The sequence below is a fragment of the Bacillus sp. Marseille-Q1617 genome (assembly GCF_903645295.1).
GTDB lineage: Bacteria > Bacillota > Bacilli > Bacillales > Bacillaceae_B > Rossellomorea.
Genome location: NZ_CAHJXM010000001.1, coordinates 623735 through 650732, shown reverse-complemented (window position 1 = coordinate 650732; position 26998 = coordinate 623735). Strand labels below are relative to the sequence as shown.

Sequence of the window (26998 nt, the reverse complement as noted above, 5' to 3'; positions counted from 1 at the left end):
CTTACGCCTTACATTTCAGTGCTCACCACGGGTTTCCCCGCTTCGATCAATACTTGGTCGCGGCCGAGCATGATGGAAAGCAGAATGGTAAATAATCCGGTTCCGATGAGGAGCCATTCGATGGCGATGATGTCTGCGATCGGACCGAAGATCAGCATACCGATCGGCATCATGGATGTCGAGATCATACCCATCACACCGAAAACCCTTCCGAGATAGTTTTCTTCAATCTTCTCCTGAAGCAAGACCATCGTCGGTGTATTAAAGATTGGCATGGCGATTCCGAATAGAACCATGAACACCAGGTACATCCAGAAAAGCGGGGCAACACCAAGCGCTAAGGTGCAGAACCCCATAATCAAACTTGCGAATGTCATGGTTGCGATCTTATTCTTGAATCCGCCCCATGAGGCAATGATCCCCCCTCCCGCCATCATACCGACAGAGAAGGCGATCTCAATTGCGGTCAGCCTCCAGATATCATCGCCGAAGCTTCGTGCTACCTGCAGCGGCGTCAAAAAGGCAGCCGGTGCCATCAGCACGAAGAAAATCGCGAAGAACAGGAAGAATTTCTTCAGGAACCCGTGGCTGTTGACGTATTGCAAGCCTTCTTTGAAATCACTGAAATAGCTTGCCGTCTGTTTATCCGCTGCCTTCTGATGCACAGAAATCTTCAGGAATGCAAGCAATGTGAAGATGGCAATCGCTGCCGTGATCACATCGATGAAAAAGATGATTTCAATCGACGCTATCGCGAGTAATGCCGCACTGACCATCGGGGCCACGAACATGATGACAGCCTGGATGCTCCCATTGACCCCATTTACCTTCGTCAATTTATCCTTCGGAACAATCTGCGGCAAAATGGCCCCGACGGCAGGTGTCTGAATACCGGTCCCTAGCGCACGGACCGCCGCCATGACAAACAGCAGCCAGATCGAATCATATCCCGCCATAAAGAGAATCGCGAGAATCAACGTCGAAAATGCGATCAGGCCATCCGACAGCATGATCAACAGCTTCCGGTTATATCTGTCCGCCCACACACCCGCAACCGGGGATAAAAGGAAGGTAGGGATAAACCCGCAAATGATGAACAATGTCATCATCAGACCGGACTCCGTCGTCAACGTGATATGCCACATGATCGCATACTGCACCAGCGCAGATCCGAACAGCGAAATCGTCTGGCTGCTCAAGAAGAGAATGATATTCCTCAGCCAATTTTCCTTATCATTGTGTTTGACCATATCCATATCCCATCACTCATTTCTATTAAGTTGAAAAAAACCAAGCTCATTCCTGTTCTTAGGCAACAAAAAAAGAAGGGAGACTCCTCCCCTCTTTTAAAAGATAACCATCAAACATTGGTTTTCCTTAAAGACAGACAGATCCATCCCATCGCCCTGAACAAAGGCAGAGCCCCCAAACATATTCAATTCGCAATTGAATCATCGGAACGTAATCTCATTGAAGCTGTCAAAAGAAAAACCCCCGTTTCTATTATGAGTAAGATAATCGTAGCAGAGGAGTAGCAGCGTGGCAACGGTTTTTATCAATGACTTCCTGTCCTTTTTCTGGGTATCGGCTATTTGCATAGCCAGGGGGGATATCCACGTTTTCACCGCCGATTCTCATTCATCCACCCAACCGCATACTCAACCATCTTCCTCATCGGGATCAAATAACTCCTTGCTTCACCGACCTTGCCTTCTATTACTTCGTTTGTGTCCCGCTCAAAATCGGCAAATAGTTTATCAAAATCGTCCGATTCATTGTTGATGTCCCGATAAGTTGTCCAAACTTCCCCTTCACCCTGTTTCACTTTTACATCCCATATTTTTTCTTTGATAAATGTGTTTTCCTGCCTGTATTCCGCCAGGTGGAGGGAAGAATTTGAATCTGTGGGTGCACCAAGTAACAGGATATATCCACCCAGTTCATACATTTTACCCAGAGGCGAATTTTCATTTAAAGCGAAATCCATCCTATGGCGTGCTGTTATGTATCGAGCGTCTTTCCCCCAGGCAGAAAATGATGCGTGGGGATGGGCGCTTCTGTAGACTTCATTCTGTTTCCTGAATGTCTCAGGTATAAAGCCCATATACCATGTAGGTGTCAGATCCGGGTGATACGTCGGCATATTGTCGCGGATGATCTTCAACTCTTCCTCTGTATAACCGCTTCCATATTCAGCAGGGTCACAAAGCTGCTCGGTCTGCGTAGGCATCACGATGTTCCCCTCCGCACCAACGGTTTCTTCCAATGCCAGTATAACCGAAACAGGGCCCCCGATAACCCTTCCGATTGATTTTAAAGAAGAATGCACAATGACGGTCATGCCCCTCTTCAAACCTAATACTTTCAAATCTTCTATCATTTGAATTTTCGTTATGAGTTTCCCTTTTCCCATGAGCCTCTCAACCTCTCGTACCTGCATCATTTTTGTCTCTATATGAAAAATTCGACACAGGAAAATGATTTCCTTGTTCTATCAGGTGGACGAGGAGGACTAAGCTAGGGGTGCCAACCCATACAAAAAAGGCTGACAACATTTTTGCCAGCCCCTACTCACGTCAATCCTCTATCCCCTGCTCCGTCCCCCACCTATGCATCTCCTCCAAAACAGGCTTCAACGACATCCCCCTCTCCGTCATCGAATACTCGACCTTCGGAGGGATTTCATTATACTGCTTTCTATTGATCAATCCATCTTCCTCTAATTCCTTTAGCTGCTGGCTCAGCACTTTATGGGTAACGCCCGGCAGCAGGCGGCGCAGTTCATTGTAACGGTAGGTGCCTTCAACACTCAGATGCCACAGGATTACGGTTTTCCACTTACCGCCGATTTTATTTAATGTATATTCAATCGAACATTTCAGTTTGCCTTTATCATCGACTTGAACGTTTTTCTCCACGTTCTCTGTCACCCCTTACTTACCTTTAGGTTAGTTTCTCACAAAAAAGTGCACTCTTACATATTAAAAGCTTACGGATTTATAATAAGACTTGTCAAAAATATAAATGGGAGGAATACAACATGCAGCCATATCCTAGATCATTTTCTCATATCGGCCTTTCCGTTCCCGACGTGGAACAAGCCGTGAAATTTTATACGGAAGTATTCGGGTGGTATGTCATCATGGAACCATCCGATGTAAAAAACGACGACTCACCCATTGGGCAGATGTGCCGCGATGTTTTCGGAAACGATTGGGAAAGCTTCCGCATCGCTCACCTCTCAACGGGTGACAAAATCGGGATCGAACTCTTTGAGTTCCCTCACAATGAACAGCCTGAAAATAACTTCGAATACTGGAAAACAGGGATTTTCCACTTCTGCATCCAAGACCCGGATATTGAAGGCATGGTCGAGAAAATCAAAGCCCACGGAGGCAAACAGCGCATGCCGATCCGTGAATACTACCCTGGGGAAAAACCATTCAAGATGGTATATGTGGAAGACCCATTCGGAAACATTTTTGAAATTTACACACACAGTTATGAGCTGACTTATTCAGAGGGTGCTTATTAATTTTTTAATATCAAGGCAGACACATCGACGTGTCTGCCTTTTTTATATTCATAAACACAAAGTCCCGCCAAAGGAATAATATAATCCCTCACCCGATACCTTATAGAAACACCAACAAAACCCAATGTAAGGAGAATAAAAGATGAAAAAGATCATTCTGTTTGCGGACCCAGGCATCGATGATTCGGTGGCGATCATGTATGCACTGCTCAATCCTGAGATCGAGGTCCTTGCCATTGTGTCAAGCTACGGCAATGTTTCCAAGGAGCAGGCGACTGACAATATTGCTTATTTACTTCAACTCGCTGGAAGGACCGATATCCCTATCATCGGAGGGACCAACGCCCCTTCAACAGGCAAGATACCAACCTATTATCCGGAAATCCATGGCGAGGAAGGACTAGGCCCCATCCGCCCGCCAGAAGATTTTTCCGGTGAGCTCACCAATTTCTCGGAACTCTACACCATCATCAGTAACAACCCCGGACTGACCATTGTGGATGTGGGAAGAAACACGTCACTTGCCTCTATGTTCCTGCTGGGTGAAAACCTGACTGAAGACGTAGGCGAATTTTATATCATGGGAGGCGCCTTCTTAGTTCCCGGAAACGTTACACCTTCCGCCGAAGCTAATTTTTACGGTGATCCGACCGCTTCCCAACTGGTCATGAAGAATCTCGATAATCTATATGTCGCCCCCCTGAATGTCACGAACAAGGCGATCATCACGATGGAACACGTACAGACCATCCTCGAAATGACCGATGACCCCCTCGTCCAGATCCTGGACGAAGTCATGCAGTATTATATAAATGCTTATAAAAAGCTCATACCTGGCATCGGCGGAGCCCCCCTTCACGACGCTGTCACCCTCTCCCTCATGGTGAACCCGGCAATGGGCAAAGTCATCCGAAGGGAAGTCGACATCTTCACTGCAGGCAGCGGAATGGGCACCTCTGTCGCCGATTTCAGGGCCAGTTCCAAACCGGCAGAAAAAAATATCAATATTTATCTTGAATTGGATTATGAAGCGTTTGTGAAGGATTTCATCGAAGTAATGAGTTCTTCCGGGAAGAAATAGCGGGACGCGGGGACAGGTCCCGTGTCCCAATTTCATAATAGAGATCACAGGTACAGACTGGCCCCATTTTTAAAGTGGCCCACGGCCAGGCCCATCCCAAGTCCCCTATCAAGATCCCCCCTCCCCCCTTCCATGTTACAATAATAAAAACCAAAGAATCATAGAAACCTCTTACTTGAAAGGAGCCCAACCATGTTACCGTCAGACCTAAGAAAGAACATCCGGAGCGGAGACCACACCAGCCATACATCCGGCGTCTGCCAAGATTTTGTACAGGCCAATTTGGTGGTTCTACCCAAGGAATACGCCTTCGATTTCCTGCTGTTCACCATGCGTAATCCAAAATCATGCCCGATCATCGAGGTTCTCGAAGCGGGCCAATTCGAATCAAAGTATGCGAAAGGTTCCGACATCCGGACCGATATCCCCTTCTATCACGTGTACGAGCATGGACAATTGGTGGACAAGAAGCACCGGATCGATGACTGCTGGAAAGATGATTTCGTCAGCTTTCTAATCGGCTGCAGCTTCACCTTTGAAAGCCAGCTGATCAAAGGCGGCATCCCATTGCGTCATATCGAGGAAAATAAGAATGTGGCGATGTACAAGACGTCCATTCCGACTGAAAAAGCCGGTGTCTTTGAAGGATCGACGGTCGTGTCGATGAGGCCTGTTCCCGATGACCTGGTACAAAAAGCCACGGACATCACCTCCTTATTCCCTGAAATGCACGGGTCCCCGCTCCACATAGGAAATCCGGGGGAAATAGGCATCGAAGATATCACCCAGCCCGACTTTGGTGATTTTGTGGGAATCAAGGACGGGGAGACCCCCATGTTCTGGGCATGCGGCGTCACCCCTCAGGCCGTCGCGCTTCAGGCTGAAATCCCCTATATGATCACGCACGCCCCGGGCCATATGTTCGTGACGGATTGGAAGAATGAAGAGTATTTGAATGGATAAATGAAGGATTATGAAGTTCTATTGTTTATTCATTAAAAAAACAGCGCTGGTCCCCAAAGGACTCATCAATACAACAAGACATATTATAAATGCCTTCCGTTAAGTGTAAGCTAAAATACTTAATTTGAGATTTCTATCATGTTAAGATGCGACTATATTAACTAAAAGGAAGGGTGTCTCGATTGACTCAGGAAAAGCTTTTTTCAAATACAGTAGTGAAAAATAAATCATTTAAGAACCGCTATGTCGTTGCTCCCATGACACGAATAAGTGCAGAACAAGATGGGCGTGCCAATGACACGATGAAAAGATATTACGAGCGTTATGCCAAAGGCGGCTTCAGTGCCATTATTTCTGAGGGGATCTATTTAGATGAACGTTACAGTCAGGGTTATGATGATCAACCTGGGCTTGCAAGGGAAGATCATATTCAGGCATGGAAACCTGTGGTAGATGCCGTCCATAAACATGACTCTCTGATGATTGCACAACTCATGCACGCTGGTGGACAGGCTCAAGGTAATGCGTACACGAATGAAACCATTTCCGCTTCAGATGTTCCTCCGAAGGGAGAACAATTAGGATTCTATGGTGGCTCTGGGCCATTCAAAACCCCTAATGCCATGACCGAACATGATATAGAACAAGTGAAAGACGCGTTTGTCAAAAGTGCCGTCCGTGCAAAACAAGCTGGATTCGATGGCGTTGAGATTCATGGAGCAAATGGATATTTACTGGACCAATTCTTAACTGACTATATAAATCATCGTGAAGACCAATACGGGGGCTCCAAAGAAAACAGATTGCGGATTTACCTTGAAATCATTCAAAATATCCGTGAAGCCGTAGGTTCAGATTACATTGTCGGGATTCGCATCTCACAAATTAAAGTTGCCGATCCAAATCACAAATGGGCTGAAGGGGAAAAAGAGGCAGAGTATATCTTCTCCCAACTTGGCCAGACTTCTTTAGACTATATTCATGTTACTGATGGAGATGCCGCGAGCCCTGCTTTCGGAGAGAATACACGAACGTTGGCTCAGGCTGCAAAAGATTTTGGAAATCTTCCTGTCATCGCCAATGGCCAGTTAGGCGACCCTGATAAGGCAGAAACATTATTGAAAGCTGATCATGCAGATTTAGTATCCCTGGGGACAAGTGCCTTAGCCAACCCAGACCTGCCTAATAAGGTGGAAAAAGGGATGGAACTGAACGCCTTTGACTTTGAAAAAATTCTTTTACCCCAAGCAAAAATAAAAGACTTCGAGTTACAAATGGAAATCGTCCAATAATACTGAAGAGAAAAATTCATCCACACCACACAAAGGCCCGTCCCTCACCACGGTAAAGTGTTACCGTAACGAGGGACGGGCCTTTCAAGTTTTTTCTGAATCAGGATCGAAAGCTGATGATCCCTAAAGTCACCAGCACAGCGGCTCCCGCTACAAATACGACGCTGAAGCCGAGTGGAACCTTCCCTTCTTCACGATAGGAACGTATGGCAGACTCTATACCGGCGACCAGCCAAAAACAGCCGATCAGCAACCAGGTCTCTTCATGTTGATCGTTTGCGGCCAGAAAAAAACCTACTGCAATCAGTATTATTTTTAAACTAATAAAAAATCTTTTTAACACGCTAACACTCCTGACATCTTTTCTTTTTCAACTAGAAAGATGCCCCCTACAAGAGTGCCTCCGCAATCAACTTATCAAACTTCCGGACATCGATTCCCTTCTTAAGCTTCACCTTGATATGTCCGGATTTGGTCCATAATTCAACCTCTGCATTCACATCAAGGAAGCTCCCGGCATTCTCCGTCGACCACATAGTAATAGAAGAATACGGAAGGGAATACATCTCCACCTTCTTACCCGTCAGACCCTGCGAATCTCTTACAATCAATCTCTTATTTGTAAAAATGGCGCTGTCCCGAAACGTCTTATACGCAGCCACTGCTTCTTCCCCAGTGACTAGGAGAGCCGTCACATCGTCTGGTATCGGACATTCCGATATCAGCGTCCATTCTAGAATTCCCGTAGTTGCAGCCATTTGTTATCCCCCTTTTAAAAAATGGTTTACTATAATCATTCTATAACAATGGATGGAAACCCTTTTTTAGTTGGGGGAACGAAGGTTCAATAAACAAGAAATTCACTCGTGTTTACTTTTTTTCAGCTTTCCACTCATAAAGAATATCTGGCAAGTTTTCTTCATTTTCATGCCCTCTGCCAATGATGGTAAATCCATTCTTTTCATAAAACCGTTGGGCTTTTATATTGACCTCAAATGTGTATAGTGTTAACCGTCCGGATGATTGTACTTTCGCTTTTTCAAGCAGCCTTTTTCCTATACCCATGCCTTGATAATCCTTATGGATATACAGCTGGCTCACTTCTGATTCATTATATGCAACCAACCCAACCACTTTTTCATCCACAAGTACTATCTCAATTTGAAATTCAGCAGGTAAAATATGATTCAAAAAGTATACATGACTTTCAAAGCTATGAATCTCTTCTTGACCAATAGCCTCGTACTTGCTGTCCCGCCACATCTTGACCGTTTGTTCAGCATACTCCGCAACATATGGAATCATCCTCATCTTATCTTGGTCCACCCCATCAGTCGTTTTCTATCATTCTTTTTAAAAAATCTATTTTTCCCAAATCTTTATGATTATTTTGATCTGCCCGGTAGCTATCCTTAGATGAAGCCTCATAAACAGATAAATACTGCCCGGGATGCAGTAAGTAATACTTCACATCCCCCTTTTGGTGTATCTCCAAATCTTCTAATTGTACACCTGCGAAATCTGGCAATGTATCGATAATGCCAAACTCCACTGATAACCCCTCTTTAGAAAATTCATGTTCATGCAAATCAATCAGGCTGTACCCCATTGAATTCATGAGCTCCATGATATCTGCCCAATGATGTAGAGACAATTCCGGCGGCACCTCCCACCCGCGTTTATCACCCGGTACATGAATATCTAAATCTTGAGCATCCCAGCTCTTTCCTGTCAAAACTTCCAAGCCCACCGACCCCATCAACAATGGGATAATGTCAATTTCATTCAGTCTCTTTGCAATGTTAATAAATTCATCAAATTTGTGATTATTCATTTTCCCCTCCGCGTATATTTACTAGGATTATATACCAGCATTCAGTATGTTAACTTACTGCCAATTATTTCAATATAAGTTAGTATAATCAAGAAAATTCCCACAAAAAAATCCCTCCCCCAGCAGTTAACTGAGGAAAGGATCTTCATCAAAACCCTACAACCCAGGAAGAATCCCCGAGAACAAACTCAAAATCAAAACCGTCGTAATCGCTGTCAACCCAGCTATAAATCCGCCAAGTGTCCACGCTTTAAGCGTCTGTGGAACAGTCAATTTACCGAACCTGTTCACTACCCAGAAGCCTGAGTCATTCGGAAGGGAAAGACCGATTCCGCCGGCACAGATGGCAAGCCCGAGTAAGATTGGTGAGACACCAAGATCCACTGCCAACGGCCCCATGATGCTGGATGTCGTCACAAGGGCAACGGTTGCCGAACCGAGAGACGCACGCAGGATTTGCGAGAAAATGAAAGCAAGCAATAGAACCGGGATGCTCCAGCTTTGCATCGTCGCGATGAGGTGATCACCGATTCCGCTCTTATTTATGACTGCCCCGAATGCTCCGCCGGCACCAGTCACGAGGATGATGATCCCCGCTGAGTTGATCGCTTCAGAATACAATCTGCTGTTCGGAACAGAGATATATGGTCTGAGCATGATGATCGCGACGATGACACTTATGAACAGGGCAATGTTCTTATCACCGATGAAACCTAATACACTTGAAAGTCCTGTTTCCGGGAATAACAGCTGCGAAATCGTGTTGAGCAGGATGAGTGCAATTGGCAGTGCCAGCATGAAGAAACTCAGGCCAGTGCTGATTTCTTTTTTCGGTGCATCTTCAAGACTCACAGCAACTTCCTCAACGGCCCCCGAATGGTTCATACGCTTCCCGATGAATAATCCATAGAAATATCCGCCGGCAAGTGTTGCCGGAATGGCTACAAGAATTCCGTAAAGGATGAATAACCCAAGATCCGATCCCGTGTTTTCCGCAACGACAAGCGGTCCTGGAGTCGGCGCGATCATGTTGTGGGAGACGATCAATCCTACACCCAGTGCCGTTACAAAAGAGATCACTGAGATTCCTGTTTTCTTTGATAAACTTTTGATCAATCCGCTTAAGATGACGAATGCGGCATCGAAGAATACCGGTATTGAAACAGCCGTACCCGTCAAGGCAAGACCGGCCGGTGATTTCTTTACACCAAATGCTTTTAAAACAGCGGCAGCGATTTTTTCAATCGCACCGGATGCGCCGAGGAACTGTCCAAAGATAACACCGAGTCCGATCAGGATCCCGACGCCTGTCAATGTGTTCCCGAACCCCTGGGTCACAGTGGCTGCCACTTCATTCAGCGGCATGCCGATCACAACGGCCGTAGCAAAAGCAACACCGATCAGTGATAAAAATGGTTCAACCTTCAATTTTAATATCAAGAAAAAAAGTGCAGCTAACGACAGTAAGAAAATCACAATCAACATATTTCCTGTAACCATATCTGATTACCCCCTTTGTTTTTATGAAGCTCCATTTATGATAAGCCCGGGCCGTCTGGATTCCCCTCAGAAAAAGACGGCCCTGCATCGAACCCTAAAAGCAGTTACTTGCTTTCGAGTGTCGAGACGACATCTCTTAACGTTGTGACAGCTCCGACATTTCCCGGAAAAATGACGTACGGGAGGAATGGGAACGTGCTTTCTTCGCCTGTCTGCCAGACCGGGATCCCCGGCGCGATTTGACCCGCGACGGTCGCCCGTTTCACACATAACCCTTTAGTACCGACATCGCTAGAGGTGATTCCTCCTTTAGCGATCAGGTAGTTCGGCCTTACGGAGAAGTCACGGACGATGCTCGTCACAGCATTTGAAATCTCGACGGACAGCTGTAGCTCCTGCTCTTCCATCCCGTCGCCGAGATCAAGGCGCTTTCTCTTCGTATAAATGACCGTACTGATCCCGCCGGCCACCTTCGTTTCCGCTTCATTCCGCACCCGCTCGATTTCCTTCCCGAACACTTCTTTATCCAGGACCAGGTGGGCGTCGAACTCAATGAAATGCAGAGAGGACAATTCCTTCAACGCGTTCAATTGATCGGTCGTCTTTTTAACATGAGAGCCGACAATGACCAGGCCGCCGTTCTCCCTTTCCTCACTGATCAGCTCTTCCCTCGTTAACATTGGCCGTGAAGAAATATCCCCGATTACCTTGGTAAAAGCAGCAGCCGTCCGGAAGATGAATCGTTTCCCTTCCCCGATGGCGAGGATCAGTGCCGTCGCAAATACTCTGACATCCGATTCTTCAACCGCATTGACGACGACCTTGCCGAAGTCCTTCACCTGAAGCAGCTGTGCAGTGATCCCGTCAATATCCAGGCTTCGGATGGATTCGAGTTTAATGTACGTGACGCCTTCTTTTGGAAAAACGCCTTTTGTCTTTTCTTCGACCCATTCACCTAAGTGACTCGACTTGTAGCCGAATGTCCGGTCCTTCGCGAATTCGGTTTCCCCGGCAGGTACAAGTTCGGTTTCCTGTTGAACGAAGTGAGTGTTCTCGACCGTCAGGCGGCCGCCTTCTTTGAAAAACGGAAGGATGACCTCTCCGTCTACTCGCCCGCCGCTTTCAGCTTCCATCGTACGTCTTAAAACATCCGTCTCCAGCGGATAATGCCCTCTCAGCGTCGAGTCGCCGCGGCTGATAATTAGATAAGGAATACCCAATTTTTTTGATATAAGCTCGGTTCTTTCCGCAATATCCCGGTGAACCTGCTCGGTTTTTTTTGCCGTGAAGGCTCTCGAATTTGTCAGTATGAAGAACATCTGCCCCTCTTCCAGGAAGCCAAGTTCAATGGTGTCTTCCTCCCAATCGGTGTATACCGAAACGTCGTGGACAGTCTGGACACCAGTAGGATCGTCATCAAGGACGATGATTTTATGCTTGAATCCAGGTCTGACTTTTTCCCAAAGCTCATTTACTTTTCCTTCATCGATAGACTGATAGGATGATAGGATTTCATCGACATTCCTTGTTTTCATCACTGGCTGACACCCTTTACTTCGAAATTTGCAAGCTTCTCGTAGTGTTGGATGAGTCCGCCGTGATCATCGGCTGCTTTTCCGTCAGCCATCAAAGAGTGATACATCTCGAGCACCTGGCTGGAAAGCGGAAGCGGCACTCCGATTGAGTGGGCTGTATCCATAACATTGGTCAAATCCTTCGCGTTGATGTCGATGCGTCCGCCGGCGACGAAGTTCCGCTCTAAGATCAACGGAACCTTCGCATCAAGCACCGCACTTCCGGCCAAACCTCCACGGATTGCTTCGTACATCTTCTTGATATCGATTCCTGCTTTTGCCGCCAGCGTCAGTGCTTCTGACATCGCGGCGATGTGGACATTCACCAGGATCTGATTGGCAAGCTTCGCCGTCGTACCACACCCAATGTCCCCAACGAGCGTGATGTCCTGACCCATCACATCGAAGTAAGGTTTCACCTTTTCATAGACTTCTTCTTTTCCTCCCACCATGATGGCAAGCGTTCCGTCGATCGCCTTAGGCTCACCGCCGCTCACCGGGGCATCGAGCATTTCCATTCCCCTCGCTGCAAGTGCTTCGGCAATTCCCTTCGATTGTACGGGAGAGATCGAGCTCATATCCACGACGATCGCTCCATCATTCGCACCGTATATGACACCGCTTTCACCGAGGGCAACACTTTCCACATGCTCACCCTTAGGAAGCATCGTGAAAATGATGTCACTCATCTCCCCTACTTCTTTTGCAGAACCGGCTCCCCGTGCTCCTGAGCCCACTAACTCTTCCACTGCTGACTCATTAATATCAAACACGGTCACATCGTAGCCACTCTTAACCAGATTCAGTGACATCGGTTTTCCCATGATGCCAAGACCAATAAATCCAAGTCTCATATTTATTCCCTCCTGATGAAATAAAGCGTTTTCATTTGTTGTCACCAATTGTACACAATAATTTATATTTTGTATACAAAATTATTAAAAATGTATACAAAATTATTTTCCGTTAGAACTTTCAAATCGTTCCAACTCGTTCTATACTTTTAGGAAGGGCATTATTTCTAACAGCCGAATACGTAAAAAAGACAAACAGAAAGTCTTTCATTGGAGTCGATTTAGTTGAAGAAGAAAACACAGCAGCACGCTTATCTGCAATCCTATGAATATATACGTGACCAAATCTTGAACGGAGAACTCGAACGGGGCACAAAACTGATTGAGGAAAAACTTGCGGAACAGCTCGGAGTGAGCCGGACACCAATCCGAGAATCCATCCGGAAACTTGAACAGGAAGGGCTCGTGAAACAAAAGCGCGTCGTCAATCCGACCGACATGGACCTCCGCCACTACTTCCAGGTCCGTATCCTCCTCGAAGGATTCGCAGCCCGGTCGGCCGCTACCTATATGAACGAAACAGACCTTAACCTGCTGAAAGAATGCATCGACATCGGCCGGAACGGCACAAACGAAGAAATCATGGAAGCCAACAAACAATTTCACGACATCATCGTCAACGCCACCAACAATCCCGTCATGGTGGACACCATCGAACGCATGCAGTCGATCATCTACTTATTCAGGAAAACGGTCGTTTATCATAACCGGCCATTCCTGATTGATGAACATCAGGAGATTTATGATGCAATTGTTGCTCATAATGGAGATGAAGCTGAGAGGTTGATGAAGGAGCATATCCAGGCGGATTTGGAGTTTTGTTTGCATGTGATGCGGGGGTAATATGTAATATTGAGAAATTTATTAGAAGCAAAGAGACTATGGGCCCTGAAACCTATACGATTAAACATTAACTTGTATAGGTTCAGAGCACTATTTAAATATTGGGTATATTTTTTTATTCAGCTAACAGGTCTAATAATAATTGTACTTTTTTAAATAATTCATCAAAGGTAACAACCAAGACATTCTTCATTTCTTTCCTATACAATTCGAAGGACTGTAATTGATTCTTACTTAAATCACCTAACTTCCCTGCTATCACTACACACTGAGGGTTAAAAACCTTAAAGTCTCTATCGTAATCATATCGTAATTGAGCATAATCTCTCGTAATTTGTTCCTTATACCCTAACACCTGAACTACTGATCCTGTTAAATCACTATGCACAGAAAATATTCCAGTTCTATACTCACTAGATAAGAGTCTGGTATTAGGAGTCTTAATTTCAATTAAAGCAACCTCTTTAGATAAATCATTTTGATAAATATAATCTACAATTTTACCTTCCCTATTTTCTACTGTCTTCCCCCCAACATATGCCTTTTGCTGAAAGTCTAAAAAAGGACTAGCAAATATTTGACTTAATACCCATGCGTTCTCATTAAAAGTTCGTTGCCAAAATTCCTCATTATCATTATCTGAATTTCCCTCCCAAATAGCTAATAACTTTTTAAGATTTGCTATCCCAACAACATTATTTAAATGGTCGAGTTCGTCTTCCTGTATCTCAAGCAATCTTGATACAATTTCTTCAGAGTTTTCCGTATCTCCCATCCACTTTATAGTTTTATGTAATATTTCACTTTTATTTCCATCAAATTCAAGTAATGAATCAAATAAAGAGCTATCTTCTCTAAACATCTCAGTAATTTTTTCAAGTTGCAACTCAGTTTTTGAGTAAGTTCTCACTCCGAGTTGTATTCCATACTCTCTATGAATCTTATAGTAAACGTCTAACTCAGTCATTAACTTGAGCATTTCTTCGGATTTAATCTCTAGTTTAATCCATTCATCTGCCCTCAGTTGATTGTTATCAAGTTCTTTATAATCTTCCCAATTACCGTTTAACCTTTTCCTTTGATATACAAACCAACCTTTTACAGAGGCATCACTATTGTGCGCATTATTTGATATCATTGGCCTAAATAATAATCTAGTAGTGGTTGTTTCACGCAATATAATATCTTGCCCTTGTGCAGTATCCAAAGAAGTTGAAGTGGTTGTTATTTTCATTTAAATCCCCCCCAATATACATTTAGTTAAATTATATCAATTATTACAAATTAATCCAATTCACTAAAGTTTACAATGAATTGGCACTAATCAGCAGTGAATATAAAAGAATAAGAGTAACTACCCCCTGCACTTGGGACAGATACTCTTTAATAGGGTATCCAATATTCTATTTGGTGTATTTTTTTTAGAATTTATTCACTGTATTTTTCTATAATATATTCATGATCTTCGTCTGGGTTAATTTCATAAAGCATTTCTCTTAGAAAGAAAGCCAAATTTCTATTTAGTTCGTAAAGTACCTCTGCAGATTTATTAAGTGACACCAAATCTACGTTTCTATAGTTATTATCTAAAAATCTCTTCCAAGCAACTTCGACTTCTGTTAGGACCATATTCGGGGTTTTATCTTTAATAAATCCATAATCATCCATAACAAAATCAGCTTTAATATACCTTCTAATTTCTGGTATATGATCAAGAGCAACAACTGACTCTTTATAACTCCCTAATTCTTCATCAATGATTTGAGTGATTTTATTTAATAGGTTTTTATTCAAATCTTCAATTAAATTGATATTTTTTAATAAATCTTCTATTGAAGATGAAACTGATATATATTGTTGGAGTGTCCCTTTGTTTTCCCTCTCTCCCACGTCCATTAACTTTAATTTCAATGATTCTACGATTTTTTCCAAGATATTATAGTGATATTCATACATAATATTATACATATTTACTGGAAGCATTGTGATCTCATCGGTAAATATATTTGCCTTTGGCACTCGTATATTTACTGTTTGTTGAGATTGCAACGCATTAATTCTCTCCTTTATTTGATATAAAGGGTATGCCCAGTAAAAGTACTGGTTTATTCGATCTACCACCACTAAAAATGTTGGTTCTCTTTGCTGCAACCAATAATTTATTGTGGTAATTTCTATGGGTATTGAGAAATATTCCTTTTTACTATGAGTATCTTCAGTACCTTTACATTGAATGTTATAATGAATCCCTGTAGGTTGATAATGGTTTAATACTTCACATCGCATATCAATACCTAAGTCTTTATCAGTAGGTATAGGTATTACGTTGGAATATTTACCCAAGACACTCATTAGTAATTCTTCTGAAGTAACTCCTATAGTCCTTGCTCTATTCAGTTTTGGTAACTTTTTTCTCATAAACCTATCTCCTATTTATTATATTATATTTTGCAATAAACTTTTTCTTTACCTTTTCTCCTAAATGATGATGTAATTAAATATTTTCTAATCAGAAACAAAAATTTATTATATTTCTACAACAATTTATTTTACCATATTCAAAGGGCAGATTACTTTAGTAAAGGAAAATTTATACATCTGGACAATCTTACATCAATTTACGTTTATTAATGTTATGAATAGCGGAAAATAATCTCCCTGTCCACTGTAAATCACTCTTCATCACTTATTTCATCGTACTTAATTTCATCATGATAACAACTTCCCCTCTTATGACTATTGATTAAAGACACTCAATAAGCTTGGGGCTTTTTCTGCATAAAAAAGAGAGCCCAATCAAATGATTTTCGGCTCTCCTACCAATTTAACAAATGATTTTGTAATGTTCATGTGCTGGAAGCCCCTCGTCTGCCCTTGTAAATCACGAAGTTCTATTCACAACAAGCACTCCTTTTACAAACTTGATAATTTTGGAAAATATATTTATTCACTACCTTACTAAGTCCTCCCCTCCATCAACAACTCCTCCATCCGCTTCCGCAGCACAAACTTCTGGATCTTCCCGCTCGCATTCCGCGGCAGCTCCTCCACAAATTCATACCTTCTCGGCCGTTTATAGTTGGCAAGACTTTCACTCTCTTTACACCACTCATCAAGCTCCTCTTCCGTGACACCCTGATCCTTCTTCACCACAAAAGCAGTCACACTCTCTCCCCAGCGGTCATCCGGCATCCCGACAATCGCGACATCGAGCACACCCTCATGAGCATGCAGCACATCCTCCACCTCACGAGGATAGATGTTTTCCCCTCCTGAAATGATCATGTCGTCAACCCTGTCCTTGACCCAAAGGTAGCCGTCTTCATCAAGGTAACCGATATCCCCTGAATGGTACCAGCCTTTATGCATCGCTTTTTCCGATGATTCCTCTCGGTTGAAGTAACCGGTCATCATGCACGGCCCCTGCACGATGATTTCCCCGCTTTCACCCTGCGCCATGATCGCGTCTGGATCACTCGGTCCGTCTTCGTTCGGTTTCACGACCCTGATTTCATGGTTCAGGCACGCCTGACCGGCTGCCCCCGCCTTCCGAAGCTGGTCATCCTCTGGTAAAAATGTGATCGCCGGCCCCATCTCCGTCATGCCGTATGCCTGTACAAGCTTTATTCCAAGCCGGTCATGGCACGCATGGACTAGCGACGGCGCCATCGGGGCTGCCCCGTAGAGTCCGAGCTTCAGACTTTCAATATTATAGTCTGATAGATTTTCCTGCAGGATCATATTCCACATGGTCGGAGCTGCGAAGAACTTGGTGATTTTCTCGGAATCAATCAACTCAAGTACCTTCTTCGGATGGAACTGATGAAGGATGATATTGCTCCCGCCGGCATGGATCCTCGGAAGGAAGGCGCAGTGCAATTCTGCACAATGGAACATCGGCGCTGTCACGAGCCCGACATCAACCGCTCCCAATTTCGTCGCACCGATGACGGTGAGGCTCTGCTCCACCATGCTCCGGTGTTTATGCATGACACCCTTCGGACGGCCGGTCGTCCCACTTGTATACATGATCGCGTACAGGTCATTCTCATCAACTTTCGCATCCACTGCTTTCGGTTCCGCAGCCTTCACTTTTTCATGATAGCTTGCGGCATATCCAGGCGCTTCCGCGTCAATGAACCAGAACGCCGTATGCGGGAACCGGTTTTCAATCGAAGCAATGACAGGCTCGACCGCCTTCTCAAACAGGACGACCTTCGGGGCGGCATCGGTCAGGATGAACGCCACCTCTTCTGCCTGCAGCCGGAAATTGATCGGATTGAACACCGCACCGATTTTTGCGCATGCGAAGAATGCGGTCCCGAGCTCCTCGGTATTGAACATGAACGTCGACACCCTGTCCCCCTTCTTCACACCCTCCGCCATCAGCGCATTCGCCAGCCGGTTGACCTCATCACTCCATTCCTTGTATGTAAATCGGAGATCTTTCCGCACATCATAAAGGGCTTCCTTGTTCGGGGACTTCATTACAGTCAGGTCAAAAATCCTGCCAATCGTCGTACTCATTTACATTCCTCCCTGGGATAAGTTTGAACGATCTATACCTGCCAGTGCTTCGTGTTGTAAGTTGGTTTACGTTTAACATACACACTATTAGAATATTCTGCAAATTAAACACAAACCTTTTCTTTTATCAGAGAAACTTTTCTGCTCATATGGTAAAATTTAGACAATCAATCATTAGAAAGGGATGGTCCCATGGCAGTCATCCTGGCCAGCTCATTTTCAGCACTCATCATCGCCATCACAGCCTTCTCCATGATAAAAGTACTCATGATCGCTTATAAACGAAACGAACTGACACACAGAAAGTTCCTCACTTATACCGCTGTTTCTGTCATGATCGGACTGATTGTTTCTTCATGTTTGCCTTTTGTGTATGGGAAGATATTTACGATGATTACATAAAAAAGCCGTCAGCCTCAGCTCACGGGAAAAGTGGGTCATGGTACCTGTCCCCCTGACCCGCTATCTTATTCTTTGCTGCTTTATGATCCCTGTGACAATCGGAATGAAGACAAAAAGTAATATGATCGGCAGAAACCACGCTCCAAACCCGTTCCACCAGCCAAGTGCGATAGAAACCGATTCAAATAAAACCAGAGAAAAAATGAGAAGACATATATTCTTTGAACTGTTGATCATTTTTCTGCTCAGTAAATAAAACTCTTCTGCATTCTCTTCATTTAACCGTTCTGGATAATTATGTGTTTCCGGAAATTCTTCAACAACTTGCATGAACACTGCAAGGAATGCACCTATTACCGGCAAGATGAGAAGCTCCATTTTTGATCCCCACCGATCCACTTCCCCTAGCGCATTGTAATGGGCCGGGACTTGAACAGGAAGCTTGCTCCAATTGTAGACCAAAAAGATCATCGAACCTATATAGATGGAATATCCAATGATATCCCAGACCCATTCCACTTTCGTCTTAGCTAATTTGATTTTGGGTTTTTTCTTAGACATTTCTACAACCCCTTGCTTTGCAAAACTCTTAACATTTTCTGCTCCGGCTTAAACCGCGGCCAGCTACCGGGTTCCCCGCACTCTCCACCATCTCTCCCCCACCGCATACACCAGCATCATCAGCACACCGACAACAAGTGCCACAGCTAGCCCGATCAATCCCGCCAGCCCAGCCCATCCCGTGACCGTCGCCTGAAAAAGGAGTTCAAACCCAAATCCACCCAGGATGATGGCAAGAGGCACATTATACGGAAACAACCTCTTCCATAAAACAATAAGCAAAAGTGTACAGACACCCAATATTCCAGCAAATACCCACAGATCCTGAGTCCAGCGATTTTCAATGCGTGACTGCATCCCGTCAAGTTCGTCAGGGGTCGCATTCATCAAACTGCCGAATGTGTCCCCGGCAAACACCATTCCACATAAAGCCATTAGTCCAAACACTGTCCAGTTGACACTTTGAGCGGTTTTTTTCGCACCCAATTGATCTCCCCCTTTGCGTCATTCCTCCCATCCATCTTACAGGTTATTCCATAATAATCCAATTACTATTTACATAAAAAAGAGGCCCATACGGCCCCGACACAATTCAAACCCTCAAATGCAGCACATGCTGCGGCCCCTTAGGCCCCACATATATCTCTCCCTCATCCACAAACCCTGTCTTCAAATACAAACTGATCGCGGCTGTATTCCTTTTATTCACACCAAGCACGACTTCATCGATCCCCGGAAGTTGATCCTGGACGAAAACCGGCAATAAACTCAGTCCCTTTTTAGCAAGGCCCTTTCCTTGCTGCGCTGAATCGATCGAGAACGAAGTCAATAACCTGGCTTGCTGATTCTCACTATACTTATGTAATTTCTCCCCGTCTTCCAATGCAAAATAACCGACCGGCTCTTCATCTTCCACTATCAGCACATGTGCTGTGTTATCAGAGATATGCGGATTATGTATTTTCTCCAGAGGCAAACTCGTAAATTCCAGTTGCTCCTCCGGCAGATGAAAACCCGATAACTGACTCCTATACTTCTCGCTGTACTGTGTCAATCTGACTGTTCCCATGTTCAATCCTCCAACTTTTCTTTCCCAAATTTTCACCCAAACTCTACTTCAACACTCTCAAATACTCCGCCCAAGGCCCAACGTCCTCCCGGTACCGGTTCGAAAACACCCTTACGATCTGTGAAATATGAGTCATATCATGCACCACCCAGGTCGAAATCAATTCGCGGGCGCTCACCTTCCCAAAAGCAGGATGCATCCCTGTTTTATCAAGGGAATGTCTCTGTTCAACGATTAACTTTTTCAGCTCAGCCACATTCGCCGACCTGAGCGAAGCAAACTCCCCGAGCTTCTCCTCTAGTCCCCTATCCTGCGACCCATCCACATGTGAAAACCGGTCAAATACCGGAAACACCCTGCTCTCCCCCTCATGCAGAATCATCTTCAGCCTCGGTATCCAGTTATACTTCTCACCTTCGATTAAATGCTCGACTACCCCGTCTACATTCCAGGTCCCCTCCCCTTCATCACATTCAAGCCACCCTGCCGACAAACCTGAAAGCAAGCCCTCCAACGTCTTCGACGTCCTCTCCAGAATCTCGATTGCCTCATTTAGTTCAAAGTTCACAAGCTTCTCCCCTTTTAAAAACAACTATCGAATTTCAGTCATGTCTCAGAATCACTTAACCAAACCTGCCCTCAGATTCACTCCAAACTCCATATATCCCTTCAAACAGCTCAACATATACACCCATCCTTCTTTATTATCCGCCAGCTGCCCGATGAAGTTTTCCTCATTCTCATCGAAACCCTCTTCACTGACTTCCACAATGGTGCTGTCTTGCTTTGACGGGAGGAAGTTGATGGTGACCACACGGCCGCCTGCCCATTCGAACACAATTTTTTCATTATCCAGGATCTCTTTGATCTCTATCTCGCCCTCGGCATTGTATTCTTCATACCTGAGGGTAATCATCTTCCCTTCTTCCCATCTTTCTGAACTCGAAGAAAACCAGAAGTGTCCGATTTTTTCAGGATCGACAAAGACCTCAAAGATTTCGTGTGCCGGTTTCCGAATGTTCATTTTCGTCAAATTGTTCACTTTCCTCAGCTCGCTTTCCAGTTTGATTACGCGGAAATTCCATTCCTTTATCAATTCGATAACAATCAAAGACTCTCCTACCAAAAAATACGAATTCTATAAACAGGCCCTGTATATAATATAGTGCACGTACAAAAGCTTCCCGCTTTTCATCCAGAGTGCTGTCCAATATAATAGAAAGTAAGAATTTTCATAATTATTCTACTTCTTGTACGAATTGTCATTTTTTCAAAAAAGAAAGGGGAATGGGAATGGAAAACAATCACAGACCAGATCAGAAAGAACACTCGGCAGCTTCGGGGCAATGCCCTGTTACCCACCACAAGGACACTGCGATCACGACAACGACGGATCCGCGGGGGACGACGAATAAAGATTGGTGGCCGAACATGCTGAACCTCGGCATCCTCCGCCAGCATGACCGGAAAGCCAACCCGATGGGGGAAGATTTCAACTACCGGGAAGAATTTTCGAAGCTCGATTACGATGCACTGAAAAAAGACCTCCACTCCCTGATGACGGACAGCCAGGACTGGTGGCCGGCCGACTACGGTCATTACGGTCCATTCTTCATACGCATGTCCTGGCATGCAGCAGGTACATACCGAGAAGGAGACGGTCGCGGAGGCAGCTCATCGGGTTCACAGCGTTTCGCTCCATTGAACAGCTGGCCGGACAACGTCAATCTGGATAAGGCACGGCGCCTCCTGTGGCCGATCAAACAGAAGTACGGCAACAAGATTTCCTGGGCCGACCTGCTTGTGCTGACCGGGAATGTCGCCCTTGAGTCGATGGGCTTGAAAACGTTCGGTTTCGGTGCCGGACGCGAAGATATCTGGCATGCTGAAGAAGATGTATATTGGGGAACCGAGAAGGAATGGCTGGCGGACAACCGCTACTCCGGGGACCGCGACCTTGAAGATCCGCTTGCCGCCGTACAGATGGGGTTGATCTACGTCAATCCGGAAGGTCCGAACGGTGAACCGGATCCACTCGGCAGCGCGCGAGACATCCGCGATACATTTGGACGGATGGCGATGAATGACGAAGAAACCGTCGCCCTCATCGCAGGCGGACACACATTCGGCAAAGCCCACGGCGCAGGCGACGCTTCTCATGTCGGCGATGACCCGGAAGCTGCAACCATGGATGCACAGGGACTTGGATGGCAAAGCAGCTACAAGAGCGGGAAAGGCCGCGACACGATTTCAAGCGGTGTCGAAGGGGCGTGGACGACAAATCCGACGAAATGGGATAACGGCTACTTTGACCTTCTGTTCGGATATGAATGGGAGCTTACGAAGAGTCCCGCAGGCGCATCCCAGTGGGCACCGGTCAATATGACGGAAGAACATATGGCCCCTGATGCCGAAGATCCGTCCATCCGCGTGAAGACGATGATGACGACAGCCGACATGGCCCTGCGCATGGATCCCGATTATGAAAAAATATCGCGCCGGTTCCATCAGAACCCGGATGAATTCGCCGACGCCTTCTCCCGCGCCTGGTTTAAACTCCTTCACCGCGACATGGGGCCGAAAGCACGCTATATCGGGCCTGAGGTTCCAGAAGAAGAACTGATCTGGCAGGACCCGGTGCCGGCAGTCGATTATGACCTGTCCGATTCCGAAATCGCTGAATTAAAAGCAACAATCCTGGATTCAGGATTATCCGTAAGCGAGCTCGTGAAAACGGCTTGGGCATCCGCCAGCACATTCCGCGGCTCCGATATGCGCGGCGGCGCAAACGGTGCCCGCATCCGCCTCGACCCGCAGAAAGACTGGGAAGCGAACGAACCTGACCAGCTTGAAAAATTCCTAGGTATCTACGAAGACATCCAAAGCGGCCTGGACAAGAACGTCAGCCTCGCTGATTTGATCGTCCTCGGCGGATGTGCAGCAGTCGAAAAAGCGGCCAAAGATGCCGGCTTCGACGTCACTGTCCCATTCACACCGGGCCGCGGCGACGCCACACACGAGCAGACCGATGTCGACAGCTTCAAGGTGCTGGAGCCGGTATCGGACGGATTCCGCAACTACCAGAAGAAGGAGTATTCGGTCAGTCCTGAAGAAATGCTCGTCGACAAAGCCCAGCTCCTTGGCCTGTCCGCGCCTGAAATGACCGTATTAGTAGGCGGCATGCGCGCACTCGGCGCCAACCATGGAGGCACAGCACACGGTGTCTTCACAGACAGAGTCGGCGCCCTGACCAACGACTTCTTCGTGAACCTCCTTGACATGGGCATCGAATGGAAACCGGCCGGCTTCAACCAATACGAAGGCCGCGACCGCAAAACTGGCGAGGCCGTCCGCACGGCAACCCGTTTCGACCTCGTCTTCGGATCGAACTCCGAGCTTCGCGCCCTTGCCGAAGTCTACGCACAGGACGACAACAAAGAGAAATTCGTCCGTGACTTCGTTTCAGCCTGGGGGAAGGTGATGGATGCAGACCGGTTTGATGTGAAGTGTAAATAAGATAACAATGGTCCGGCCCCGGTTTGCACCGGGGCCGGACTCTTTTTTTCACATCCATCAACTGCCCTGAAAAGCTGTAAAAACGCTTTAAAATGAGAAAAAACAAGCTAAAATCATCAAAAATAGCCTGAAGTCTCATAAATGAGTGGCTCCCCGCCATCACAACCAGTCGGAATCGTGCAGTTCTTCCCCATTTCACCTGGAATCGTCATCTTCTCACGTGCGTTCATTCATTTATTATCGATTTCTTCAACTGTATTATCGACATTTAATCATTTTTTATCGAAAATCGCCATTCTATTATCGAATGAATTCCATCCGCTTTTTTCCATTATCAATCGTGCAGCACTTTTATCGAATTACCTCTCTTTATCGGAACTAGCCACTTAAAATCAAACAGTCCATCATGAAATCCAAAAATCCGAGCCCCCCGGAGTCCTACACAACATATCATCTACATATTCTACATCATCGGCCATACCATCCCGTGCCCTTGCGGCGGCCGCTTCTTAAAGTGCATTAAAAATATACATAGAAAAAAATACGAACCCGATGAAAAGAATGGTATACATTTTTGAATCACCTCAGGGAAAAATAATCCTTGTGCTCGGACATATGGTGTTGAAGGGTGGCACAAGTATGACATTCAGGAGGATGATTATGGGAATTTTAAGTGGAAATCCACAGGAAGAACCGCTTCATTATGGCGAAGTCTTTGGAACATGGAGCTATTTGCTGACTGCTAAGTCTACCGTTGCAGGTTATCAAATGCAGCTCAACCATGCTGGGGATGATGATCTGAAGAAATTGTTGAAAGACAGCATAGAAGCTGGGCAGGAAGAAATCAAGCAAGTGGAGAAACTTCTGAAGGAAAATGGAATCGGGTTACCCCCTACTCCACCAGAGGCTCCTAGTGCCTGCCTGGATGATATTCCGACAGGTGCCCGTATGCCGGATCCTGCGATTGCAGCTGCATTATCAAGCAACATCGCGGCAGGACTCGTGGCATGCAGCGCGATTATCGGACAAAGCATCCGTGAAGACGTGGCCATGATGTTCGGTCAATTCCATATGCAAAAAGCACAAATGGGTGCCAAAGTTCTGAAGTTAAACAAAGAAAAAGGATGGTTGATCCCTCCTCCGCTTCACAAGAATAAGAATGAACATTGTGAATAATTCATAATAGAGGATTCTCAGGCTGCGGGACGTTTCCAGGCAGTTTGAGAATCTTTTCTTTTTCATAGCGGTCGAGTCGAGTCGATTCATCTCCTACACTGCCCATCAAGGCTTCCATACCTTGCTCCATGTAAAAAACCCCCTTCGACTGAAGAGGGTTCACGTTTTAGAGGACCGCAGGATCAATGAGATCTCCGGTTCGGCGGCAGCGCCACTTCACTAAATCTCTCAACCAGCATCTTCAGCGAACGCTCCAATTCTGCCCCTGCCATCATCTCCCCATGTCCTGTCACAGCGATTTTCGGATCCAATGCCGCCAACTTCCCGACAGAGGCTTCCGCAGCGTCCCAATTCATCGTAAAATACCGCGGCGGTCCGCTGATTTCCTTCTTCTGGACCATCACCCGGTACAACGACTCCTGCTTCACCGTCACAAACGCATCGCCGGCAATCAGGACACCACCCTCTTCCCTGTAAAACGAAACATGCCCCGGTGTGTGGCCTGGCGTGTGGATCCATTTCCAGCCTTGCATAAACGGGACTTCCCCATTTTCAGGAAGCTTCTGAACGGAGCCTGATACATCAATCCCATGATGTGGATAAAACGGGGACAACTCACTGACCAATCCGCCATCTGCCGTTGGATCCCCCTCAGGATAATCGTGCTCTCCGTTTAAATAAGGAATCTCAAGCTCGTGCGCATAAACCGGCACGTCCCATTCCTTCAAAAGAGGCTCGAGCGCCCCGACGTGGTCAAAGTGGCCATGTGTCAGCACAATCGCTTTCGGCTCCCCATCATGGCCAAAACGCGCTGCGGCCGCCTCCATGATTTTTTCCTTTGAACGGGGCATCCCGCAATCGATCAACACCCAGTCCCTGGTTTCCGGAACACCGTAAAAGCACACATTCACAATCTGATTCGTCCAGTAATAAACATCCCCGCACACTTCCCTTCCCTCACCGCTGTTCACGCTGAAAAAAGGAAGATGCGTTTGGGAAAAATCGTTATCCAATGGTTTCAAAAAGATACCCTCCCTTACATTTTCGTACCGAAGAGTGCCTGCCTGTCTCTTTATCTATCCTCATTCCCTGGGGTGATTATGTGCTATTTTTAAAAAAATACAAAAAAGCCCGGCCCCGTCACAATGAGGGGGGCCGGGCTGCTTTCCTTTTTAAGCATCCAGGAACTTCAAGCACACAGGCTCTGGTACTTTGACGCCTGATTGGAGAAGGTGAAGCTTGCCGGTTTCCTTATTTCTTCTGAACAATGCCATTGTGTTCGATTTTTGGTTGGTTGCGACCAGGAAATCCCCTGTCGGATCCATCACAAAATCACGTGGCCAGTTCCCTTCCGTCGATGTCCATTCCACAAACATCAATTCACCTGAATCCTGATCTGCCTTAAATACCGCGATGCTGTTATGCCCGCGGTTGCCAGCGTACACATAGTGGCCATCAGGGGAAACATGAATGGCACTTCCGTCATTCGTCTCATTGAAATTCCCAGGAATCGTCGGGATATACTGTTGTTCCGAAAAGCTGCCGTCACTCTCATCATAATGCAGCACAAGGACCTCAGAGCTGAGCTCCGTCATCACATAGGCAAATTTCCCGTTCGGATGGAACGCTATATGGCGAGGGCCGCTTCCAGGCTTTGTTTCAAATACAGAAACCTCGGTTAACTCACCCTGGTTGGCGGAATATGTATAAATACGGTCGCTCCCCAGGTCGATCGCGATCACGTACTTCCCGTCCGGAGTGAAACCTGAATAATGCATGTGAGGCTTCTCCTGTCTCTCATGCGGGCCGGACCCTTCATGCTCGATGCTTGAAACAAGCTCTTTCAGGGAGCCGTCTTCATTCGTCAGGTAGGATTCCACCATCTTCGTATGATAATTGGCCGCCACCACCGTACGGCTTTCATGATCCACGCTCACATGGCACGGGTTCGCCCCTGGCGTACTGTCACTGTTCAACTCTGTCAGCGCACCATTCTCAGGATCGACGTGAAACGCAGTGACGCCGCCGTTTTCACCCTCTTTGGAGACCGCGTAAAGATTCTTCTTATCGCCACTAACCGTTACATAAGTAGGGTTGTCCACTTCAGCGGCCAGCTTTACATCCGTGATTTCTTCTTTAGCAGTATCCAGCGTGAATTGATAGACGCCTTTGCTCTCTTGCTTTGTGTATGTACCAACATATCCGATATATTTTGTCATCTGAACACACTCCCTGTTAGCTAGTATTTTTAAAAATACCGCAATTACTCTT

Annotated in this window: 30 protein-coding genes; 9 read left to right on the top strand and 21 right to left on the bottom strand. The window is 45.9% G+C overall.

Features of this window, described 5'->3' with window-relative positions; translation table 11 throughout:
• Positions 1–8: 8 nt before the first annotated feature.
• From HWX64_RS03245 to HWX64_RS03235, 3 genes are all read right to left on the bottom strand, one after another.
• Entirely contained in the window at positions 9–1250 is a 1242-nt protein-coding gene (locus HWX64_RS03245; protein WP_175989616.1) for an MFS transporter, read from the bottom strand.
• 371 nt (positions 1251–1621) lie between these two features.
• Entirely contained in the window at positions 1622–2413 is a 792-nt protein-coding gene (locus tag HWX64_RS03240) for an aminoglycoside N(3)-acetyltransferase (protein WP_175987217.1), read from the bottom strand.
• 163 nt (positions 2414–2576) lie between these two features.
• Positions 2577–2930: a helix-turn-helix domain-containing protein gene (locus tag HWX64_RS03235; protein ID WP_175987215.1), complete on the bottom strand. Its 354-nt coding sequence runs from the start codon at positions 2928–2930 to the stop codon at positions 2577–2579.
• A gap of 110 nt (positions 2931–3040) precedes the next feature.
• Between HWX64_RS03235 and HWX64_RS03230 the strand changes: the two genes are divergently transcribed.
• The 4 genes from HWX64_RS03230 (at position 3041) to HWX64_RS03215 (ending at position 6871) form a co-directional block, all read left to right on the top strand.
• Complete coding sequence (locus HWX64_RS03230; protein ID WP_175987213.1) at positions 3041–3535, top strand: lactoylglutathione lyase family protein; 495 nt, start codon at positions 3041–3043, stop codon at positions 3533–3535.
• A gap of 142 nt (positions 3536–3677) precedes the next feature.
• Positions 3678–4616 (top strand): nucleoside hydrolase, encoded by a 939-nt coding sequence (locus HWX64_RS03225; protein ID WP_175987211.1) that lies wholly within the window; start codon positions 3678–3680, stop codon positions 4614–4616.
• 192 nt (positions 4617–4808) lie between these two features.
• Positions 4809–5579, top strand: a complete 771-nt coding sequence (locus HWX64_RS03220; RefSeq protein WP_175987209.1) for a putative hydro-lyase — start codon at positions 4809–4811, stop codon at positions 5577–5579.
• A gap of 182 nt (positions 5580–5761) precedes the next feature.
• The gene (locus HWX64_RS03215) at positions 5762–6871 is read left to right on the top strand and encodes an NADH:flavin oxidoreductase (RefSeq protein WP_175987207.1); all 1110 of its coding nucleotides are present in this window, start codon (positions 5762–5764) and stop codon (positions 6869–6871) included.
• Between the two features lie 100 nt (positions 6872–6971).
• Here HWX64_RS03215 and HWX64_RS03210 read toward each other — a convergent pair whose 3' ends face one another.
• The 7 genes from HWX64_RS03210 to garR all read right to left on the bottom strand — a co-directional run bounded on the left by HWX64_RS03210 (position 6972) and on the right by garR (position 12639).
• Positions 6972–7214, bottom strand: a complete 243-nt coding sequence (locus HWX64_RS03210; protein ID WP_175987205.1) for a hypothetical protein — start codon at positions 7212–7214, stop codon at positions 6972–6974.
• 46 nt (positions 7215–7260) lie between these two features.
• A complete protein-coding gene (locus HWX64_RS03205; RefSeq protein WP_175987203.1) occupies positions 7261–7629 on the bottom strand; it encodes a PH domain-containing protein in 369 nt (122 codons plus the stop codon).
• A gap of 112 nt (positions 7630–7741) precedes the next feature.
• A complete protein-coding gene (locus tag HWX64_RS03200; RefSeq protein WP_175987201.1) occupies positions 7742–8182 on the bottom strand; it encodes an N-acetyltransferase in 441 nt (146 codons plus the stop codon).
• A gap of 19 nt (positions 8183–8201) precedes the next feature.
• On the bottom strand, positions 8202–8705 hold the full coding sequence (locus tag HWX64_RS03195) for a phosphoribosylanthranilate isomerase (RefSeq protein ID WP_175987199.1): 504 nt from the start codon (positions 8703–8705) through the stop codon (positions 8202–8204).
• A 156-nt stretch (positions 8706–8861) separates the two neighbouring features.
• A complete protein-coding gene (locus HWX64_RS03190) occupies positions 8862–10205 on the bottom strand; it encodes a GntP family permease (RefSeq protein WP_175987197.1) in 1344 nt (447 codons plus the stop codon).
• 104 nt (positions 10206–10309) lie between these two features.
• On the bottom strand, positions 10310–11740 hold the full coding sequence (locus HWX64_RS03185; RefSeq protein WP_175989615.1) for a four-carbon acid sugar kinase family protein: 1431 nt from the start codon (positions 11738–11740) through the stop codon (positions 10310–10312).
• Positions 11740–12639: a 2-hydroxy-3-oxopropionate reductase gene (gene garR, locus HWX64_RS03180; RefSeq protein WP_175989614.1), complete on the bottom strand. Its 900-nt coding sequence runs from the start codon at positions 12637–12639 to the stop codon at positions 11740–11742. Before garR ends, HWX64_RS03185 begins: the two co-directional genes overlap by 1 nt.
• A gap of 219 nt (positions 12640–12858) precedes the next feature.
• Here garR and HWX64_RS03175 point away from each other — a divergent pair, with 219 nt between their 5' ends.
• Complete coding sequence (locus tag HWX64_RS03175; RefSeq protein ID WP_175987195.1) at positions 12859–13476, top strand: GntR family transcriptional regulator; 618 nt, start codon at positions 12859–12861, stop codon at positions 13474–13476.
• Positions 13477–13591: 115 nt separating this feature from the next.
• On the opposite strand, the gene HWX64_RS03170 is transcribed toward HWX64_RS03175, so the two are convergent.
• From HWX64_RS03170 to HWX64_RS03160, 3 genes are all read right to left on the bottom strand, one after another.
• Positions 13592–14710 (bottom strand): Shedu anti-phage system protein SduA domain-containing protein, encoded by a 1119-nt coding sequence (locus HWX64_RS03170; protein ID WP_175987193.1) that lies wholly within the window; start codon positions 14708–14710, stop codon positions 13592–13594.
• A gap of 194 nt (positions 14711–14904) precedes the next feature.
• Positions 14905–15894, bottom strand: a complete 990-nt coding sequence (locus tag HWX64_RS03165; RefSeq protein ID WP_175987191.1) for a DUF4365 domain-containing protein — start codon at positions 15892–15894, stop codon at positions 14905–14907.
• A 540-nt stretch (positions 15895–16434) separates the two neighbouring features.
• Positions 16435–18003 (bottom strand): fatty acid--CoA ligase, encoded by a 1569-nt coding sequence (locus HWX64_RS03160; protein WP_175987189.1) that lies wholly within the window; start codon positions 18001–18003, stop codon positions 16435–16437.
• 192 nt (positions 18004–18195) lie between these two features.
• Here HWX64_RS03160 and HWX64_RS03155 point away from each other — a divergent pair, with 192 nt between their 5' ends.
• Positions 18196–18405, top strand: a complete 210-nt coding sequence (locus HWX64_RS03155) for a hypothetical protein (protein WP_175987187.1) — start codon at positions 18196–18198, stop codon at positions 18403–18405.
• 60 nt (positions 18406–18465) lie between these two features.
• Here HWX64_RS03155 and HWX64_RS03150 read toward each other — a convergent pair whose 3' ends face one another.
• The 5 genes from HWX64_RS03150 to HWX64_RS03130 all read right to left on the bottom strand — a co-directional run bounded on the left by HWX64_RS03150 (position 18466) and on the right by HWX64_RS03130 (position 21146).
• Positions 18466–18966 carry a DUF1648 domain-containing protein gene (locus HWX64_RS03150; RefSeq protein ID WP_175987186.1) on the bottom strand — a complete coding sequence of 167 codons (501 nt, stop codon included), beginning with the start codon at positions 18964–18966 and terminating at the stop codon, positions 18466–18468.
• Between the two features lie 63 nt (positions 18967–19029).
• Positions 19030–19452 (bottom strand): hypothetical protein, encoded by a 423-nt coding sequence (locus HWX64_RS03145; protein WP_175987184.1) that lies wholly within the window; start codon positions 19450–19452, stop codon positions 19030–19032.
• 106 nt (positions 19453–19558) lie between these two features.
• Positions 19559–20035, bottom strand: coding sequence for a GNAT family N-acetyltransferase (locus tag HWX64_RS03140; RefSeq protein ID WP_175987182.1), 477 nt, complete (start codon positions 20033–20035; stop codon positions 19559–19561).
• A 43-nt stretch (positions 20036–20078) separates the two neighbouring features.
• Positions 20079–20603, bottom strand: a complete 525-nt coding sequence (locus HWX64_RS03135; RefSeq protein ID WP_175987180.1) for a DinB family protein — start codon at positions 20601–20603, stop codon at positions 20079–20081.
• A gap of 51 nt (positions 20604–20654) precedes the next feature.
• Positions 20655–21146, bottom strand: coding sequence for an SRPBCC family protein (locus HWX64_RS03130; RefSeq protein ID WP_368495562.1), 492 nt, complete (start codon positions 21144–21146; stop codon positions 20655–20657).
• 182 nt (positions 21147–21328) lie between these two features.
• Between HWX64_RS03130 and katG the strand changes: the two genes are divergently transcribed.
• From katG to HWX64_RS03115, 3 genes are all read left to right on the top strand, one after another.
• On the top strand, positions 21329–23551 hold the full coding sequence (katG, locus tag HWX64_RS03125) for a catalase/peroxidase HPI (RefSeq protein ID WP_175987178.1): 2223 nt from the start codon (positions 21329–21331) through the stop codon (positions 23549–23551).
• Positions 23552–23692: 141 nt separating this feature from the next.
• Positions 23693–23941, top strand: a complete 249-nt coding sequence (locus tag HWX64_RS03120) for a hypothetical protein (RefSeq protein ID WP_175987176.1) — start codon at positions 23693–23695, stop codon at positions 23939–23941.
• 270 nt (positions 23942–24211) lie between these two features.
• Positions 24212–24727, top strand: coding sequence for a DUF3231 family protein (locus tag HWX64_RS03115; RefSeq protein ID WP_175987174.1), 516 nt, complete (start codon positions 24212–24214; stop codon positions 24725–24727).
• Position 24728: 1 nt separating this feature from the next.
• On the opposite strand, the gene HWX64_RS22050 is transcribed toward HWX64_RS03115, so the two are convergent.
• From HWX64_RS22050 to HWX64_RS03105, 3 genes are all read right to left on the bottom strand, one after another.
• Entirely contained in the window at positions 24729–24857 is a 129-nt protein-coding gene (locus HWX64_RS22050; RefSeq protein ID WP_303049454.1) for a hypothetical protein, read from the bottom strand.
• Positions 24858–24909: 52 nt separating this feature from the next.
• Entirely contained in the window at positions 24910–25749 is an 840-nt protein-coding gene (locus HWX64_RS03110) for an MBL fold metallo-hydrolase (RefSeq protein ID WP_175987172.1), read from the bottom strand.
• Between the two features lie 150 nt (positions 25750–25899).
• On the bottom strand, positions 25900–26946 hold the full coding sequence (locus HWX64_RS03105; RefSeq protein WP_175987170.1) for a lactonase family protein: 1047 nt from the start codon (positions 26944–26946) through the stop codon (positions 25900–25902).
• Between the last annotated feature and the right edge of the window lie 52 nt (positions 26947–26998).

Coding starts and splice junctions, on each gene's coding strand:
- HWX64_RS03240 (WP_175987217.1), bottom strand. CDS start 2,413: ATGGGAAAAGGGAAACTCATAACGAAAATTCAAATGATAGAAGATTTG.
- HWX64_RS03195 (WP_175987199.1), bottom strand. CDS start 8,705: ATGAATAATCACAAATTTGATGAATTTATTAACATTGCAAAGAGACTG.
- HWX64_RS03140 (WP_175987182.1), bottom strand. CDS start 20,035: ATGGGAACAGTCAGATTGACACAGTACAGCGAGAAGTATAGGAGTCAG.
- HWX64_RS03165 (WP_175987191.1), bottom strand. CDS start 15,894: ATGAGAAAAAAGTTACCAAAACTGAATAGAGCAAGGACTATAGGAGTT.
- HWX64_RS03245 (WP_175989616.1), bottom strand. CDS start 1,250: ATGGTCAAACACAATGATAAGGAAAATTGGCTGAGGAATATCATTCTC.
- HWX64_RS22050 (WP_303049454.1), bottom strand. CDS start 24,857: ATGGAGCAAGGTATGGAAGCCTTGATGGGCAGTGTAGGAGATGAATCG.
- HWX64_RS03190 (WP_175987197.1), bottom strand. CDS start 10,205: ATGGTTACAGGAAATATGTTGATTGTGATTTTCTTACTGTCGTTAGCT.
- HWX64_RS03220 (WP_175987209.1), top strand. CDS start 4,809: ATGTTACCGTCAGACCTAAGAAAGAACATCCGGAGCGGAGACCACACC.
- HWX64_RS03205 (WP_175987203.1), bottom strand. CDS start 7,629: ATGGCTGCAACTACGGGAATTCTAGAATGGACGCTGATATCGGAATGT.
- HWX64_RS03120 (WP_175987176.1), top strand. CDS start 23,693: ATGAGTGGCTCCCCGCCATCACAACCAGTCGGAATCGTGCAGTTCTTC.
- HWX64_RS03150 (WP_175987186.1), bottom strand. CDS start 18,966: ATGTCTAAGAAAAAACCCAAAATCAAATTAGCTAAGACGAAAGTGGAA.
- HWX64_RS03170 (WP_175987193.1), bottom strand. CDS start 14,710: ATGAAAATAACAACCACTTCAACTTCTTTGGATACTGCACAAGGGCAA.
- katG (WP_175987178.1), top strand. CDS start 21,329: ATGGAAAACAATCACAGACCAGATCAGAAAGAACACTCGGCAGCTTCG.
- HWX64_RS03200 (WP_175987201.1), bottom strand. CDS start 8,182: ATGAGGATGATTCCATATGTTGCGGAGTATGCTGAACAAACGGTCAAG.
- HWX64_RS03160 (WP_175987189.1), bottom strand. CDS start 18,003: ATGAGTACGACGATTGGCAGGATTTTTGACCTGACTGTAATGAAGTCC.
- HWX64_RS03230 (WP_175987213.1), top strand. CDS start 3,041: ATGCAGCCATATCCTAGATCATTTTCTCATATCGGCCTTTCCGTTCCC.
- HWX64_RS03185 (WP_175989615.1), bottom strand. CDS start 11,740: ATGAAAACAAGGAATGTCGATGAAATCCTATCATCCTATCAGTCTATC.
- HWX64_RS03115 (WP_175987174.1), top strand. CDS start 24,212: ATGGGAATTTTAAGTGGAAATCCACAGGAAGAACCGCTTCATTATGGC.
- HWX64_RS03105 (WP_175987170.1), bottom strand. CDS start 26,946: ATGACAAAATATATCGGATATGTTGGTACATACACAAAGCAAGAGAGC.
- HWX64_RS03225 (WP_175987211.1), top strand. CDS start 3,678: ATGAAAAAGATCATTCTGTTTGCGGACCCAGGCATCGATGATTCGGTG.
- HWX64_RS03155 (WP_175987187.1), top strand. CDS start 18,196: ATGGCAGTCATCCTGGCCAGCTCATTTTCAGCACTCATCATCGCCATC.